General features: G+C 44.4%; 19 protein-coding genes. All 19 read left to right on the top strand.

From position 1 onward, the window contains the following. The first annotated feature begins 2 nt into the window (after positions 1 to 2). The 19 genes from DQM55_RS10805 (at position 3) to folK (ending at position 15024) form a co-directional block, all read left to right on the top strand. Positions 3 to 146 (top strand): hypothetical protein, encoded by a 144-nt coding sequence (locus DQM55_RS10805; protein ID WP_002896778.1) that lies wholly within the window; start codon positions 3 to 5, stop codon positions 144 to 146. Further along, entirely contained in the window at positions 139 to 1449 is a 1311-nt protein-coding gene (locus DQM55_RS10800) for a glycosyltransferase family 2 protein (protein ID WP_002896777.1), read from the top strand. Before DQM55_RS10805 ends, DQM55_RS10800 begins: the two co-directional genes overlap by 8 nt. Before the next feature lie 8 nt (positions 1450 to 1457). Beyond that, positions 1458 to 2564: a glycosyl hydrolase family 8 gene (locus tag DQM55_RS10795; RefSeq protein WP_172454772.1), complete on the top strand. Its 1107-nt coding sequence runs from the start codon at positions 1458 to 1460 to the stop codon at positions 2562 to 2564. 376 nt (positions 2565 to 2940) lie between these two features. Further along, complete coding sequence (locus tag DQM55_RS10785) at positions 2941 to 3321, top strand: DUF1033 family protein (RefSeq protein ID WP_002903497.1); 381 nt, start codon at positions 2941 to 2943, stop codon at positions 3319 to 3321. Positions 3322 to 3450: 129 nt separating this feature from the next. Further along, on the top strand, positions 3451 to 4392 hold the full coding sequence (comGA, locus tag DQM55_RS10780) for a competence type IV pilus ATPase ComGA (RefSeq protein WP_111676749.1): 942 nt from the start codon (positions 3451 to 3453) through the stop codon (positions 4390 to 4392). Then, a complete protein-coding gene (gene comGB / locus DQM55_RS10775) occupies positions 4322 to 5356 on the top strand; it encodes a competence type IV pilus assembly protein ComGB (RefSeq protein WP_269459928.1) in 1035 nt (344 codons plus the stop codon). The genes comGA and comGB overlap by 71 nt, the downstream gene beginning before the upstream one ends. After that, the gene (gene comGC, locus DQM55_RS10770) at positions 5356 to 5673 is read left to right on the top strand and encodes a competence type IV pilus major pilin ComGC (RefSeq protein ID WP_002896769.1); all 318 of its coding nucleotides are present in this window, start codon (positions 5356 to 5358) and stop codon (positions 5671 to 5673) included. Before comGB ends, comGC begins: the two co-directional genes overlap by 1 nt. After that, complete coding sequence (gene comGD / locus DQM55_RS10765; RefSeq protein WP_172454771.1) at positions 5633 to 6067, top strand: competence type IV pilus minor pilin ComGD; 435 nt, start codon at positions 5633 to 5635, stop codon at positions 6065 to 6067. The genes comGC and comGD overlap by 41 nt, the downstream gene beginning before the upstream one ends. Then, positions 6033 to 6326, top strand: a complete 294-nt coding sequence (gene comGE, locus DQM55_RS10760) for a competence type IV pilus minor pilin ComGE (protein ID WP_111676743.1) — start codon at positions 6033 to 6035, stop codon at positions 6324 to 6326. The genes comGD and comGE overlap by 35 nt, the downstream gene beginning before the upstream one ends. Beyond that, on the top strand, positions 6310 to 6747 hold the full coding sequence (gene comGF / locus DQM55_RS10755) for a competence type IV pilus minor pilin ComGF (protein WP_111676741.1): 438 nt from the start codon (positions 6310 to 6312) through the stop codon (positions 6745 to 6747). Before comGE ends, comGF begins: the two co-directional genes overlap by 17 nt. Beyond that, positions 6728 to 7120, top strand: a complete 393-nt coding sequence (gene comGG / locus DQM55_RS10750; protein WP_002907445.1) for a competence type IV pilus minor pilin ComGG — start codon at positions 6728 to 6730, stop codon at positions 7118 to 7120. The genes comGF and comGG overlap by 20 nt, the downstream gene beginning before the upstream one ends. Before the next feature lie 81 nt (positions 7121 to 7201). After that, the gene (locus tag DQM55_RS10745) at positions 7202 to 8167 is read left to right on the top strand and encodes a class I SAM-dependent methyltransferase (protein WP_111676739.1); all 966 of its coding nucleotides are present in this window, start codon (positions 7202 to 7204) and stop codon (positions 8165 to 8167) included. Positions 8168 to 8203: 36 nt separating this feature from the next. Next, positions 8204 to 9397, top strand: a complete 1194-nt coding sequence (locus DQM55_RS10740) for an acetate kinase (protein WP_111676737.1) — start codon at positions 8204 to 8206, stop codon at positions 9395 to 9397. 142 nt (positions 9398 to 9539) lie between these two features. Continuing rightward, on the top strand, positions 9540 to 10289 hold the full coding sequence (locus tag DQM55_RS10735) for a CPBP family intramembrane glutamic endopeptidase (protein ID WP_172454770.1): 750 nt from the start codon (positions 9540 to 9542) through the stop codon (positions 10287 to 10289). A 117-nt stretch (positions 10290 to 10406) separates the two neighbouring features. Continuing rightward, positions 10407 to 11045, top strand: coding sequence for a CPBP family glutamic-type intramembrane protease (locus DQM55_RS10730; RefSeq protein ID WP_111676733.1), 639 nt, complete (start codon positions 10407 to 10409; stop codon positions 11043 to 11045). A 194-nt stretch (positions 11046 to 11239) separates the two neighbouring features. Then, positions 11240 to 12193 (top strand): dihydropteroate synthase, encoded by a 954-nt coding sequence (gene folP, locus DQM55_RS10725; RefSeq protein ID WP_111676731.1) that lies wholly within the window; start codon positions 11240 to 11242, stop codon positions 12191 to 12193. A 1-nt stretch (position 12194) separates the two neighbouring features. Next, positions 12195 to 13589 carry a bifunctional folylpolyglutamate synthase/dihydrofolate synthase gene (locus DQM55_RS10720; RefSeq protein WP_111676729.1) on the top strand — a complete coding sequence of 465 codons (1395 nt, stop codon included), beginning with the start codon at positions 12195 to 12197 and terminating at the stop codon, positions 13587 to 13589. Then, positions 13570 to 14124, top strand: coding sequence for a GTP cyclohydrolase I FolE (folE, locus tag DQM55_RS10715; RefSeq protein ID WP_002903492.1), 555 nt, complete (start codon positions 13570 to 13572; stop codon positions 14122 to 14124). Before DQM55_RS10720 ends, folE begins: the two co-directional genes overlap by 20 nt. Before the next feature lie 87 nt (positions 14125 to 14211). Beyond that, complete coding sequence (folK, locus tag DQM55_RS10710; protein WP_111676727.1) at positions 14212 to 15024, top strand: 2-amino-4-hydroxy-6-hydroxymethyldihydropteridine diphosphokinase; 813 nt, start codon at positions 14212 to 14214, stop codon at positions 15022 to 15024. The last annotated feature ends 59 nt before the right edge of the window (positions 15025 to 15083 follow it).

The following is a 15083-nucleotide window of genomic DNA, read 5'->3' as shown; positions in this document are numbered from 1 at the left end:
ACATGTCTTTAACAGAAGTATTTTTTATCATCTCTATGGTGCTAAGTATCTTTTTTGCTATTAGCTTTTTGGTCCTCTTCATTTATTATCTGGTTATTTACAATCGGGTCAATAAAAATTTTAGGGCGGTGACTCGTCATGATTAGTCAACTTATTATGATTGTCACTCTGTTCTCCATCTGGATGTCTCTGGCTTGGGCTTTGGTTATTCTATGCTCTTCCGTGCATTTCTGGATGAAACGCAGTGACTTCAACGTGGATACCAGCCCATTGGAACATTATCCTATGGTTACAGTCGTTGTCCCAGCCCACAATGAAGATGTGGTTATCGCTCAGACAACTAAGGCCATTCTGGATTTGGATTATCCTCATGACCGAGTGGAAGTTCTGCTATTTGCGGACAACTGCTCGGATGATACTTATCAGGAAATGCTGAAAGTACAGGCTATGCCTGAGTATGCTGGACGCAATATTACAATTACAGACCGTACTGGTACGGGAGGTAAGGCAGGGGTGCTGAATGACGCCCTGAAGATGGCCAAGGGTGAATATATCTGTGTCTATGATGCGGATGCCATGCCAGAAAAGAATGCTCTTTACTTCCTAGTCAAGAAAGTTTTGGAAGATCCAGAACGCCACGTTGCTTCTTTCGGACGCAACAAGACCCGCAATGCCAACCAGAACTTCCTGACACGTTGTATCAACCAAGAAATCGTTGTAACTCAGCGTGTTTACCACGTAGGTATGTGGCATCTCTTTAAGATTGGACGGATTCCAGGTACGAACTTCTTGATTAACACTGAGTTTGTTAAGAGTATTGGTGGTTGGAAAAATGGTGCCTTGACAGAGGACACGGAAATTTCCTTTAAGATTATGCAGAGCGGCAAGCTGATTGCCTTGGCTTATAACTCAGAGGCCTTCCAACAAGAGCCAGAAACCCTCAAGTCCTACTACATGCAGCGTAAGCGCTGGGCTAAGGGGAATTATGAGGTAGTTCTTGCCAACTTCAAACATCTTTTTAGTGGCGGTAACTGGCGCGTGAAACTGGAAGTGTTCAATTATTCTTGTATCTTCTTCTGGTTTAATTTGGCGATTGTCTTATCTGACTTGGTTTTCTTTGCCAATGTAGCGGCGATGATTACCCAGCTCTTTGTACCGGATGTGCGGATTCCTTTCGCTTTTGATGCTCAGAATATCTATATCGTCCAGCTGATGCTCTTTAACTGGCTTCTGATGATTTTGCTTTATCTTTTGCAGATCAATATCGCCCTGGCTTCTCAGTTTGGACAGGCGACCACCAAACAGATTTGGCTGGCTCTTGTGTCCTATTTGACTTACTCTCAGCTCTTTATCGTTGTTTCTTTAGATGCAGTAGGATCTGTTATCTTGGACAAGATTTTGAAGAGGAAAGAAACCAAGTGGGTTAAAACAAAACGATTTGCAGGTTAGGAGAAAGTGTGAAAAGAACAAGATTAAGATTTATTTGGTTTGTGACAATTCTGGCTGTTTTGGCTGGTATCCTGTTGTACACCCGCATGGGCAGTACTCCTAATATCAAAAAGAAGATATACAGCCAATGGTCTAAAGAATATGTCGTAACCAAGGACAAATTGTCTTATATCAGGACGACAAACAGTAAGACTGAAGATGTTGTGCTGTCTGAGGCACAAGGTTATGGCATGGTGATTGCTGTGGATGCAGCTAAGCAAGGCGATGCCAGTCCTGCTGATTTTGAGAAGCTCTACCAATATTATCTAGCTCATCGTCTGAAAGATACCCAGCTCATGTCTTGGAAACAGACGATTAAGGATGGAAAGAGCAATCATGAAGACGAAAACAATGCTACAGACGGCGATCTCTACATTGCCTATGCTTTGATTCAGGCTGCTAAGCAGTGGCCGGACAAGGCTAAAGAATACCAAGATCAGGCTCAGGCCATTCTGAAAGATGTCTTGGCATATAACTATAATGAAAGTAACGGCGTTTTGACGGTTGGGAACTGGGCAAATGCAGAATCGAAATTTTATAATCTCATGCGGACTTCTGATACATTGCCGCAGCAGTTCCAAGCTTTCTATGAGTTGACAAAGGATAAGCAGTGGCTGACAATTCGGGATAACATGCTCAGCAAACTTGAAGCAATCAGCGCTGATAATAAGACTGGTTTGATACCAGACTTTATCTGGGTTGAAGGCGACAAAGTTTGGGCAGCTGATGCTGATACGGTTGAATCTGCAAATGATGGCTATTATTCTTATAATGCCTGCCGACTTCCTTACAATCTGGCTCAAAGCAAGGATGAAAAAAGTCAAAAAATGCTGAAGAAGATGTTAAACTTCTTCCTCAGTCAAGAAAAGATCTATGCGGGCTACACTCTGAAAGGGAAAGCTCTCAATAGTAATCAGGCTGGCAGCTTTACCGCTCCGGTATTCTACGCGGCTAACAACAATATGGAATTCCGCAAATTGGTGCAGCAGAATAAATATCTCTTCATGCAAGGTTTGCCGTCAGATAATTACTATGACGCAGCTGTGACAACGATGATTGCTTTAGAAACTTTATAATGCAGAAACAAGCAAGATGAAAATTTTGCTTAAGATCATGCAGACAATAGGGTGGGACAAAATGATATTTGTCTCACCTTTTTTGAAGAAAAAGATTGAGATTTATTTCAGAAATTGTCAAAATAGAAAGCTTGTATTTATGCTAAATCAGGACTTATCCAGTTTCTAGATGTTGAGAAACCTGTCGTATGTGTAAATGGACCAACACTATTTGTTCGCATGGTTAAGAATACTATCCGTGATGTTAATCTTCATGTTATGAAGAGTGATGTGCTTGTCTCTGTTCCAATAAAGTTCTTGTTTTCTGATTTTGAGCAAAATAGTTTTGTTCGTCAAAGAATTCATATATAATATACGGTACAAAGAGAGGACGAGTATGTATTGTGTAATTGAGATGTACGGGGACTATGAACCGTGGTGGTTCCTGGATGGCTGGGAAGAGGATATCGTTGCAAAGAAGCAGTTCGATGATTATTATGAAGCCCTTAAGTATTATAAAAGCCGTTGGCTGCAGATGGAAGAGCAGTCACCTTTGTATAAGAGCCGTAGTGATTTAATGACAATTTTTTGGGATCCGGAGGATCAGCGCTGGTGCGAGGAGTGCGATGAGAATGTTCAGCAGTACCACTCTCTGTTTTTGCTGGAGAATGACTGCCAGATCCCTAAGAGCAAGTACCGGCCAGGCTATACTAAGCAGAACGGCCTTGAAAAGCACCGAGCTTGCTCAGTCAAACTAAAAAACGCTAAGCCTCTTTAAATCGACAGAATATATTTTGCAAATCTGATAATAGAGCAGCAGAAGAGACCTAACTTGTTAGAAGTTAAGTTTCTTCCGCTGTTTTTTCTTTTTCTGGATTTTTTGCGAATAGTAAGGTGAGGAGGATTTATGGTTCAAGAAATTGCAAAAGAAATGATTAGGCAGGCTCGGCAAGAAGGGGCGCAGGATATTTACCTCATTCCTAAGACTACTTGCTATGAGCTTTATATGAGAATCGGTGATGAACGTCGCTTTATTAAGACTTATGATTTTGAACTTCTGTCAGCTGTTATCAGCCACTTTAAGTTTGTCGCAGGTATGAATGTTGGAGAGAAGCGCCGCAGTCAGCTGGGGTCTTGCGATTATGACTGTGGGGAAGCCAAGGTTTCAATTCGGCTGTCGTCAGTTGGGGATTACCGTGGTTTTGAAAGTCTGGTTATCCGGCTCCTTCATGACGAAGACAGGGAGCTGCGCTTTTGGTTTGAGCAATTGCCGGAGCTGCGAAAGAAAATTCAGGCTCGCGGTCTCTATCTTTTCTCAGGACCAGTCGGCAGTGGCAAGACGACCTTGATGTACCATTTGGCTCAGCTTAAATTTTCTGATCAGCAGGTTATGTCGATTGAAGATCCGGTTGAGATTAAGCAAGAGGCTATGCTGCAGCTGCAACTGAACGAAACCATTGGCATGACTTATGACAGTCTGATTAAGCTGTCTCTGCGACATCGTCCGGATCTCTTGATTATCGGGGAAATCCGTGATCGAGAGACAGCTAGGGCAGTGGTTCGGGCAAGTTTGACCGGAGCTACGGTCTTTTCAACGATTCATGCCAAGAGTGTTCGCGGTGTCTATGAGCGACTTTTGGAATTGGGCGTTAGCGAGGATGAGCTAAGAATGGTGCTTCAAGGTGTTTGTTACCAGCGTTTAATTGGGGGAGGAGGTGTCGTTGATTTTGTCAGTCAAAACTATCAAGAGCACGAAGCCGCAGTCTGGAATCAGCAGATTGATCAGCTTTTTGCAGAAGGACATATCAGTGCTGAGCAAAGGCAGACCGAAAAAATTGTCTACGCCTAAGCAGAAAAAGATTATTGAGCTCTTTCATAATCTCTTTAGCAGCGGTTTTCACTTAGCAGAGATTGTAGACTTTCTGAGGCGAAGTGCCTTGCTGGAGGAGGCTTATGTGGCAGAAATGCGGGCAGGTTTGTCAGCTGGTCAGTCCTTTTCAGAGATTGTCAGTCGACTGGGATTTTCCGACAGCGTTGTAACCCAGCTGTCCTTATCTGAGCTGCATGGCAATCTGACACTTAGTCTGGGCAAAATTGAGGCCTATCTGGAAAATCTGTCCAAGGTTAAGAAAAAATTGATAGAGGTAGGAACCTATCCTCTCATGCTGCTGGGCTTTTTGGTCCTTATCATGCTGGGATTGCGCAACTATCTTCTGCCTCAATTAGACAGCCAGAATCTAGCTACTCAGCTGATTAATCACCTGCCTCAGATTTTTTTGTGGAGCAGCCTTGCTTGGGCCGCCTTGGTTTCAGTGGCTCTCTTTTATTATCGAAAGTCATCCAAGATTCGTTTTTTCAGCAAACTAGCAGCTCTGCCTTTTATTGGGCGTTTGGTGCAGGCTTACTTGACCGCTTATTATGCTCGTGAATGGGGAAATATGATTGGTCAGGGCCTGGAATTGAGTCAGATTTTTGCGATTATGCAGGAGCAGCCTTCCCAGCTCTTTCAGGAAATCGGAGAAGATATGGCTGCTGCTTTGCAAGGCGGTCAAGGCTATGCGGACAAGGTGGCGAGCTATCCTTTCTTTAAGAAAGAATTGTCCCTGATGATCGAGTATGGTGAGGTCAAATCCAAGCTAGATAGTGAGCTGGAAGTCTATGCTGAAAAGACTTGGGAGGAATTTTTCCTACGTATCAACCGAGCCATGAATTTCATTCAGCCCCTAGTATTTATTTTTGTTGCCTTAGTGATTGTTTTACTTTATGCGGCAATGCTCTTGCCCATTTATCAGAATATGGAGGTTCATTTGTAATGAAAAAACTTAATACCTTAAAAGTTCAAGCATTCACCCTTGTGGAAATGCTGATTGTCTTGCTGGTTATCAGCGTACTCTTGCTGCTCTTTGTGCCTAATCTGACCAAGCAAAAAGATGCTGTTTCAGATACAGGAACGGCAGCGGTGGTCAAGGTAGTAGAAAGCCAGGCGGAGCTGTATGAGCTTAAGAACACCAATGAAAAGGCTAGCCTGAGCAAGCTAGTCAGCGCAGGAAATATCAGCCAGAAGCAGGCAGATTCATATAAGGCTTACTATGGAAAACACAGTGGCGAAACTCAAGCGGTTGCCAATTAAGGCTTTTACATTGCTGGAAAGTCTCTTAGTTCTTTTTGTTGTTAGTTTTCTACTACTAGTATTATCTGGCTCGGTCAGGGCTGGCTTCAATCAGGTTCAAGAGCAACTCTTCTTTTTAGAGTTTGAGAGGCTCTATCAGGAGACGCAGAGGCTGAGCTTAGTTGGGCATGATAAGCTTTCTCTCAAGATTTCAGGACGGCAGATTTCCAACGGTTATCAAGAGCTGGATTTTCCACAAACTTTGCAGGAGCATGAGCAGCAGGTCATTAAGTTTGACCGGGCTGGGGGAAATTCATCACTCAGCAAGATTATTTTTCAGACGGAGGACAGGACAGTTGTTTACCAGCTTTATATGGGCAATGGCAAGTTTAAAAAGACGACAGCTTCAGGCTAGCATTCTGCTGGAAGCTCTGATGGCCATGGCAGTTTTTGCGGCTATTGCCAGTCTGCTTCTGGGACAGATTAGCCGGTCTCGTAAAGAGCAGCAGCTCCTTCTGCAGCAGGAAGAGGTGCTTCGGGTAGCCCGTATGGCTCTGCAAACAGGACAAGAAGAGCTTCATATCAATGGAATTGCTATAAGTCAGCTTAAGACAGATAAGCAGCTGCTGGTCTATCACGAAGGGGAGGTAGTCATCCGTGTCCAAAAACCTTAAAGTCAAGGCCTTTACTCTCTTGGAGGCTTTAGTAGCCTTGCTGGTTCTCAGTGGTGGAATACTGGTCTTTCAGGCTATGACCCAGCTCTTATCTTCAGAACTGCATCAGCAGGAGAATAATCAGCAGCAAGAGTGGCTTTTGTTTGCCGACCAACTGGAGACGGAGCTTTCGCGAAGTCAATTTGACAAGGTTGAAGACAATAAAATCTACATCAGACAGGATGGCAGGGACTTGGCCTTGGGTAAATCCAAGGGAGATGATTTCCGTAAAACAGATAAGAGCGGTCGCGGCTACCAGCCGATGATTTATGGTTTGGAAGCAGCTGATGTGCGTCAGGAAGGTAAGCTTGTCCATCTTCATTTTCGCTTTGAAAAAGGCTTAGAGAGGGAGTTCGTCTATCGTGTGGAAGAAGAAAGTTGAGGCAGGTATTTTACTGTATGCGCTGCTGATGGCCGCAGTCTTTAGCCTGCTCCTGCAGTTTTATCTCAACCGTCAAGTCAGCAGTCAGCGTTTGCAGCTTTTCAACAGGGAAAGGACAGAAGCCTATGCAATGGCAGTTCTGACAAAAGCTACAGCCAAGGATGATAGCGGTGAGATGGAGTTTGAGCAGGGCAAGGCGGTCTACCGTAAGAAAGGGAAGGAACTGGAAATCGGCAGTCAGCTCAGCAGCGGGCATTCCTATTCCTTTACTTTTACCATTTCTAAGAAGGAGGAGGAGAAAGCTAAGGAAGACAAGAAACCAACTGACAAAAAAGAGAAAGCAATTTCGGACGAAGCTGGTAAGTCGGGCTAATATAACTGTAAAATCTTTGTAATTTTATATATCTTGGAATGGGGCCTTATTTTTGGTATGATAGGATGAACGGAGGATTCCATGAATTTTGAAAAGATAGAACAAGCTTATACTCTGATTCTCGAAAACGTCCAGAATATCCAAAACACTCTGGCGACCAATTTTTACGATGCTCTGATTGAGCAGAATGGCATTTACCTAGATGGAGATACTGATTTACAAGAGGTTCTGACCAACGATGAAAAAATCCGCGCTCTGCATTTGACCAAGGAAGAGTGGCGGAGAGTCTATCAGTTTATCCTGATGAAGGCTGCCCAGACGGAGCCCATGCAGGTCAATCATCAATTCACACCTGACACAATTGGTTTTCTGATTACTTTCTTATTGGACCAGCTAGCTCACGGAGAGGAAGCTGATGTATTAGAAATCGGCAGCGGAACAGGAAATTTGGCTGAGACTGTTCTCAATCATACCCAAAAGAAGATTGACTACTTAGGTCTGGAGCTAGATGATTTATTAATTGACCTTTCTGCCAGCATTGCAGAGGTTATGAATTCTAAGGCTCACTTTGCTCAGGGGGATGCAGTTCGCCCTCAGGTTCTGAAAGAGAGTGATATCATTATCAGTGATTTACCGGTTGGTTATTATCCAGACGACAGTATCGCCTCCCGCTATGAAGTGGCTAGTCCGGATGAGCACACTTATGCCCATCATCTCCTGATGGAGCAATCGCTCAAATATCTGAAGCCAGGTGGTTATGCTATATTTCTGGCGCCAAATGATCTCTTGACCAGCGCTCAAGCTCCTCTGCTGAAAAAATGGCTCCTAGCCAAGGCTCAGTTTATCGCGATGATAACCTTGCCAGAGTCTATTTTCTCAAGCAGCAAGCATGCCAAAACTCTTTTTGTCTTGAGGAAACAGGAAGCGAATAACATTCAGCCTTTTATCTATCCTCTGCGGGATTTGCAGGATCATGATGAAATGTTTAAATTCCGTCAAAGTTTTCAAAACTGGTACAAAGATAGTGAAATTCAAACAAAATTTTGATATAATAATTTTGAAAACGCTTAAAGAGGTGAAGAAATGTCGAAAACAATTTCTATTAATGCAGGAAGCTCAAGCTTAAAATGGCAACTCTACTTGATGCCGGAAGAAAAGGTCTTGGCTAAGGGCTTGCTGGAACGGATTGGTCTCAAGGATTCTATTTCAACAGTGAAATTTGACGGTCGTTCAGAAAAGCAGGTTCTTGATATTGCAGATCACACGCAGGCCGTAAAAATTTTGCTGGATGATTTGAAACGCTTTAATATCATTGAATCTTATGATGAGATTACCGGTGTGGGTCACCGTGTTGTGGCTGGTGGTGAATACTTTAAGGATTCAGCCCTCGTTGATGAAGAAGTGATTCAAAAGGTAGAGGAGTTGTCTCTTCTGGCTCCATTGCATAATCCAGCCAACGCTGCAGGCATCCGTGCTTTTAGAGAAATTCTGCCAGACATTACCAGCGTGGTGGTCTTTGACACCTCTTTCCATACAACTATGCCGGAAAAAGCATATCGCTATCCGATTCCGACTAAATATTACACTGAAAACAAGGTCCGCAAGTACGGAGCTCACGGGACCAGCCATGAGTATGTAGCCAAGGAAGCTGCTAAAATTTTGGGACGTCCGATTGAAGAACTCAAACTTATCACTTGCCACATTGGTAACGGAGCTTCTATCACAGCAGTAGACAAGGGCGTTTCTGTAGATACCTCTATGGGATTCACACCACTTGGCGGTGTCATGATGGGAACGCGGACTGGGGATATCGACCCAGCCATCATTCCTTACCTGATGCAATACACAGATGACTTTAATACTCCGGAAGATATTAGCCGCGTTTTGAATCGTGAATCTGGCTTGCTTGGAGTTTCTGAGAAGTCAAGTGATATGCGTGATATTCATGAAGCAATGCGGGCAGGTGATGCCAAGGCTCAATTAGCTAATGACATTTTTGTGGACCGGATTCAAAAATACATTGGTCAGTATCTTGCTGTCTTGAATGGAGCTGATGCTATTATCTTTACCGCAGGAATTGGTGAAAATTCTGTGACCATTCGTGAACTGGTTATTAATGGTATTTCTTGGTTTGGCTGTAATGTGGATCCAGAAAAGAATGTGCATGGTGCAGAAGGCGTGATTTCCAGTCCTGATGCCAAGGTCAAAGTCTTGGTTATCCCAACTGACGAAGAATTGGTCATTGCCCGTGATGTTGAACGTTTCAAAAATCAATAAAACAAAAAATCCAAAAGCTCAGTTTGACTGGGCTTTTTGTATGTTTTAAGAAAGGATTTTCTTGGTTGCTGACCTTGGAAAAACTGAGCGATTCGTTCTCATAATCACTATCAGTATTAGTTCCCAACCCGTGATATACAAGATGCTTGCAGTTAAGAATTGTCTATACAAAATAAGAAAATTGAGCTATACTAGGAAGGAAAAGGAGGAAGATATGAAAGCAATTCTAAAAAAATTAGAGTACATTCTACTGACTTTGTTTGTCTTATTTCTCAGCCAGATACCATTTATATTTATCCGACAGATGACTGCTTCTGAAAAGAATTTTTCAGCTGGACAGACTATCTTTGTGCTGGTGGTATATCTTTTGATTATCTTTTTTGTTCTGAGAATGGCTAAGCAAGAAGAACTGCTGAGCCTTGACTTTAGCTTCTTCAAATGGTCTTCGTTTGGCTGGTTAGCCGTTTCTAATGTTGTCATGATTGGTGTCAACATGTTAGGAGCAATTATTATGCTGCTAGAAGGTCAGGCCATTTCTACTGCTAATCAGGATGCCTTGAATGCATTATTTCAGCATGTACCCAAGATTTTATTAGTGGTAGGTGCTGTGATTCAGGCTCCTATCTTGGAGGAAGTAGTCTTTCGCGGCCTGATTCCTCAGAAAATTTTTACCAAGCATTATGTTTGGGGCTTGGTTGTAGGAGTCATTCTTTTCGGTCTTTTTCATGGTCCGACCAACATCGGCAGTTTTGTTATATATGCAGGTATGGGTGCTGTTTTAGCCGCGGTTGCTTACATATTTAAGCGTTTGGAAATGTCTATTTTGGCGCACATGCTGAGAAATGGAGTTGCAGTACTCATTATGATACTGACAGGTTTGGTGAACAAGTAAGAAAGCAGAGAATATCTGCTTTTTTTGTCATTTGAGGCACAAATTAGGACATTTGAGGGGATTTCTACCAGCTTGCTCTTACTTCTTCTATAATGATAAGAGAAGAATGGAGAGAATATGCTGAAATTAGAAAAAATCATTCAATTGTTACTACTGGCTATGTTGACTCAGACGGGACTGCTGCTCATGCTTCATCCAATGCCTCATCGCTTGGTCTTTAGTCAGGCCAATCTGCTTTTTATGGTGGGCTTGCTGGGATTGCTTTTTTGTTGCGCCTTTTATTTTTCCAGAGAACTTCAGGAAATCAAAGGTTCTCTGCGTCAGTCAAGCAACTATCGACACTTGCTTTTCTTGTATTTTTTGATGATTTTGGTCAATGCTGCGGGGGTTCTTCTGCTGTGTGGCAAGGAGGTGCAGTCAGGACAGGCGGTGGAGCAGATGCTGACGGAGAGTTTTCTGTCATCTTCTCTTTTGCTTCTGGGGATTGACATCGCCGTTTTATCCCCTGCGGCACCGAAATTTGTTGACAGTGATGCCTCTCTTCGCTATCGGAAGAGCTGGGGGATTGCACTAGGTTTGCTCTGCTTTTCCCTTGCGAAAAATCCTCAGGAAACTATGTGTTTTCTGTCCTATCTGGTTTTGGGACTGGTCTTTGCTCATCTACTCAGGCCTTATTTTCAGCGTTTGGAGCTGTCTATGCTGGCCCATATTCTCAGAAATATGATTATTCTCAGCCTTTTACCCTTTTGCTTTTAGAAAGTGTTTTGTCAAATAGAAGAATTATGGTAAAATGGTAAATGAAACAAGGGACTAGATAAGGTTTTCTTGTGAAGTCGAGTGCAGTTCATAGGACTGGATGCTGCATCTGCTGAGAGCTTTGCGGTACACTAGATGAGTGTGCCTTTTTTGTTGAAGAGCAGGGCAGCCGATAGAAATGAGATGAAAGTCAAATGGTGAATCTAAAAGCAATTGCTCCAGATGGTCGAACGGGTCTCTGTGGTATTATCAATGCGACGCCGGATTCCTTTTCAGATGGTGGGCGCTACAATACGGTTGAGACGGCATTGGCTCAGGCTAGAAAGCTGATTTCTGAGGGAGCTCACATGCTGGATATTGGTGGTGAGTCTACTCGGCCAGGCAGTCATTTTGTGGCTATACAAGAAGAGATAGAGCGAGTCGTGCCAGTCATTGAAGCTATTCGTCGGGAAAGTGATATTCTGATTTCTGTGGACACTTGGAAGTCGGAAGTGGCTGCAGCGGCATTGGCTGCGGGTGCAGATATTATCAACGATATTACCGGTCTTTTGGGTGATGAAAAGATGGCAGAGACTGCTGCGAAATATGGCGCGCCAGTCATTGTCATGTTTAATCCAGTGATGGCTCGTCCTCAACATGCCAGCTCACGGATTTTCCCAGAATTTGGCTTTGGTCCTGCTTTTACTAAGGAAGAGTTATCTCTTTTTGCAGAGCTACCGATTGCAGAACTAATGTGGAAGTGTTTTGAGAAATCTTTGAAGGTGGCGGAACATGCTGGCCTTTCGCGTGATAATATCATGCTGGATCCAGGGATTGGTTTCGGTTTGACCAAGCGGGAGAATCTGCTCCTTTTGCAGGAGCTGGGAAGTCTCCATCAAGCTGGTTTTCCTATTTTTCTTGGGGTTTCCCGTAAGCGGTTTCTCGTTAGTATCTTAGAAGAAAACGGCTTTGAGGTCAATTCTGAGACACAGGAAGGCTTTGAAAACCGTGATACAGCTTCAGCCCATCTGACTAGCCTTGCGGCCAGCAGAGGTATTGAAGTTGTCAGAGTGCACGAAGTGGCTAAGCACCGGATGGCTGCTGCCGTTGGCGATGCGATTCGTTTAGCGCAGCAGACAGAAGATCTCAATCTAGGTCAGTATAAGTAAGATGAAAAAACAAGAATTACCTGATTTAAGTTGGCTGGAAGCCTATCGGACAGCCAGTCCCAATTTTGGCTTGGAGCGGATGGAGCGTTTGCTGGAGCTGCGGGGGAATCCGCATTTGCGGCTGCCAGTCATCCATATTGCAGGGACTAATGGCAAGGGCTCGACCATTGCCCATCTGCGCCAACTTTTGGAGGTGCGAGCCCTGCGCGTTGGCACTTTCACCTCTCCCTACCTAGTCAGCTACAATGAGCAGATTGCCATTAATGGCAATGCGATTTCCGACCAAGATCTTCAGCGATTACTGTCTCTTTACCAAGAGCTTTTGGCCCAGTATGCGGCAGACTCTAGCTTGCAGGGGGTGACTGAGTTTGAGATTGTGACTGCTCTAGCTTATGATTATTTTGTCCAGCAGCAGGTGGATGTGGCTATTATCGAGGTCGGCATGGGTGGGCTTTTGGATAGTACCAATGTCTGCCAGCCCTTACTGACTGCAATCACAACAGTCGGTCTGGATCATGTGGCCTTGCTAGGTGACAGTCTAGAGGCTATTGCCCAGCAGAAAGCTGGCATTATCAAGCATGGAGTTCCCATTGTGACCGGTAGGTTGGAGTCAGAGGCTCTGGCAGTAGTCGAGCAAAAGGCTGCTGAAAAAGATGCTCCGCTCTTTTCTTGGTCTCAAGCTTATCAAGTGGAACATCAAGAGTCAGAGGAGGGGGAGTGCTTTTCCTTTTCGAATGCCTATCGGGCCAAAGAATCGTATCAAACAGCTCTGATGGGACTGCATCAGGCGGACAATGCTGGATTAGCTCTGCACTTGTGTGACCTATACTGTCAGTTGCAGTCGCTGCCCTTATTGACAAAAGCAGAGGTTGAGAGGGCTTTGCTTGCTGCTGTATGGCCAGGGCGTTTGGAAAGGATATCGGATCAGCCGCTTATTCTTCTGGATGGAGCCCATAATCCCCATGCCCTGCGGTCGTTAGCAGCGACACTGGACCAGCATTATCCGACTTATAAGAAGCACATTTTATTTGCTTGTATCCAAACCAAGGCCTTGGATGATATGGTGGAGCTGCTGCAAAAGATTCCCAAAGCAGCTATAAGCTTGACAGCCTTTGCTGATCCGCGGAGTTTTTCTAAAGAGAGCATGCAATCCTTGGCTGAGCAGCAAGGCCTGTCTTACAAAGAATGGCCGGATTATGTAGCAGATTATTTAGCAGTAGAGCATGAGCCGGATGAGCTTTTGCTGATTACGGGTTCTCTTTATTTTCTGGCTCAGGTTAGAAAATCAATCCTTGAGAATCGCAAGTTAGACTTTACTGAGCGTCCTTCTCAGTCAAGTCAGTTATTAAAAAATAAAAATGAACATAGGAGCGTATATGGACACGAAGAAAATTGAAGCAGCTGTAGCCCAGATTATTGAGGCGGTTGGAGAAGACGGAAGCCGCGAAGGCTTGCAGGAGACGCCACAGCGCATTGCTAAAATGTACCAGGAAATCTTTGCTGGGCTGGGCGAGACTGCTGAGGAGCATCTGGCCAAGTCTTTTGAAATCATTGACAATAATATGGTAGTGGAGAAGGATATTTTTTTTCATTCCATGTGTGAGCATCACTTCCTGCCATTTTACGGGAAGGTTCATATCGCCTATGTGCCTAATGGTCGGGTAGCAGGCCTGTCCAAGCTGGCCCGAACAGTAGAGGTCTATGCCAAGAAACCGCAGATTCAAGAGCGATTGACCGTAGAGATTGCTGAGGCCTTGATGGACTATCTGGGTGCTCAAGGGGCCCTGGTCTGGGTGGAAGCTGAGCATATGTGTATGAATATGCGCGGAGTCAGAAAGCCTGGCACTGCAACGGTTACTACAGCGGCGCGTGGCATTTTAGCGACGGACAAGGACCTAAAAAATGAAGCTTACAAACTGATGGGACATTGATATTATCAGTGGTGGAGCATGTTAGGAAAGGCCAAATAGTTTTATTAAGGATGAAATGCAGAAACTTGAATCAGAAAGGATAAGAGAATGGATCAGCTACGCATTAAGGATTTGGAAGTGTATGCCTATCACGGTCTGTTTGGAGCGGAGAAGGAATTGGGCCAGCGTTTTGTGCTGGATCTGATTTTAGACTATGATATGACTTGGGCTGCCAAAACAGGCGACTTGACAGCTTCTATCCACTATGGAGAATTGGCTCAAGATTTAACCCGCTGGTGTCAGGAAAGCAAGGAAGACTTGATTGAGACGCTGGTTTACAAGCTGATTGATCGGATTTTTCTGACTCATCCTTTGGTGCAAAAGGTCAGCTTGGAGGTCAAGAAGCCTTGGGCACCGGTGCCGCTGCCTTTAGAGACCTGCTCAGTCAAGCTAGTGCGTCAAAAGCGGAAAGCCTTTATCGCTCTGGGAAGCAATCAAGGCAGCCCAGCTGCCAATCTGGATGCGGCTTTGGAAAAAATGGCCGAGCAAAATATAAGAATGTTGCAGGCATCAAGTCGTATCGAGACGGAGCCTTGGGGTGGGGTTGAGCAGGATCCGTTTCTCAATCAAGTTGTTGAAGTTGAAACTTGGCTCAATCCTGAGGAGTTAATGCAGACGCTCTTGGCTATCGAAGCGGATCTAGGGCGCGTGCGGGAGATCAAATGGGGACCTCGTGTGATTGATCTGGATATCCTTTACATAGGGCAGGAGGAGATATATAGTCCAGGCTTGATTGTTCCTCATCCTTATGTGGCTGAGCGGGCTTTTGTCTTGCAATCTCTGGTGGAAATCGCCCCACACTTTGTCGATCCCGTGCAGAAAAAAAGCATCCGCCAGCTCTGGGATGCGGTTGAAAAATGAGAAAAGAAACTTGTCGCAAGGCAAGTTTTTTATTGTCTGAACTTTCTCTGAACTTGCCC

The organism is Streptococcus sanguinis, assembly GCF_900475275.1.
Lineage (GTDB): Bacteria > Bacillota > Bacilli > Lactobacillales > Streptococcaceae > Streptococcus > Streptococcus sanguinis_N.
This window is presented reverse-complemented; position numbering and strand designations above follow the sequence as displayed.

Coding starts and splice junctions, on each gene's coding strand:
- folP (WP_111676731.1), top strand. CDS start 11,240: ATGGTGAATCTAAAAGCAATTGCTCCAGATGGTCGAACGGGTCTCTGT.
- DQM55_RS10745 (WP_111676739.1), top strand. CDS start 7,202: ATGAATTTTGAAAAGATAGAACAAGCTTATACTCTGATTCTCGAAAAC.
- DQM55_RS10740 (WP_111676737.1), top strand. CDS start 8,204: ATGTCGAAAACAATTTCTATTAATGCAGGAAGCTCAAGCTTAAAATGG.
- folK (WP_111676727.1), top strand. CDS start 14,212: ATGGATCAGCTACGCATTAAGGATTTGGAAGTGTATGCCTATCACGGT.
- DQM55_RS10800 (WP_002896777.1), top strand. CDS start 139: ATGATTAGTCAACTTATTATGATTGTCACTCTGTTCTCCATCTGGATG.
- DQM55_RS10720 (WP_111676729.1), top strand. CDS start 12,195: ATGAAAAAACAAGAATTACCTGATTTAAGTTGGCTGGAAGCCTATCGG.
- comGA (WP_111676749.1), top strand. CDS start 3,451: ATGGTTCAAGAAATTGCAAAAGAAATGATTAGGCAGGCTCGGCAAGAA.
- DQM55_RS10785 (WP_002903497.1), top strand. CDS start 2,941: ATGTATTGTGTAATTGAGATGTACGGGGACTATGAACCGTGGTGGTTC.
- DQM55_RS10735 (WP_172454770.1), top strand. CDS start 9,540: ATGCTTGCAGTTAAGAATTGTCTATACAAAATAAGAAAATTGAGCTAT.
- comGD (WP_172454771.1), top strand. CDS start 5,633: ATGGAAAACACAGTGGCGAAACTCAAGCGGTTGCCAATTAAGGCTTTT.
- folE (WP_002903492.1), top strand. CDS start 13,570: ATGGACACGAAGAAAATTGAAGCAGCTGTAGCCCAGATTATTGAGGCG.
- comGE (WP_111676743.1), top strand. CDS start 6,033: ATGGCAAGTTTAAAAAGACGACAGCTTCAGGCTAGCATTCTGCTGGAA.
- comGC (WP_002896769.1), top strand. CDS start 5,356: ATGAAAAAACTTAATACCTTAAAAGTTCAAGCATTCACCCTTGTGGAA.
- DQM55_RS10730 (WP_111676733.1), top strand. CDS start 10,407: ATGCTGAAATTAGAAAAAATCATTCAATTGTTACTACTGGCTATGTTG.
- DQM55_RS10805 (WP_002896778.1), top strand. CDS start 3: ATGTCTTTAACAGAAGTATTTTTTATCATCTCTATGGTGCTAAGTATC.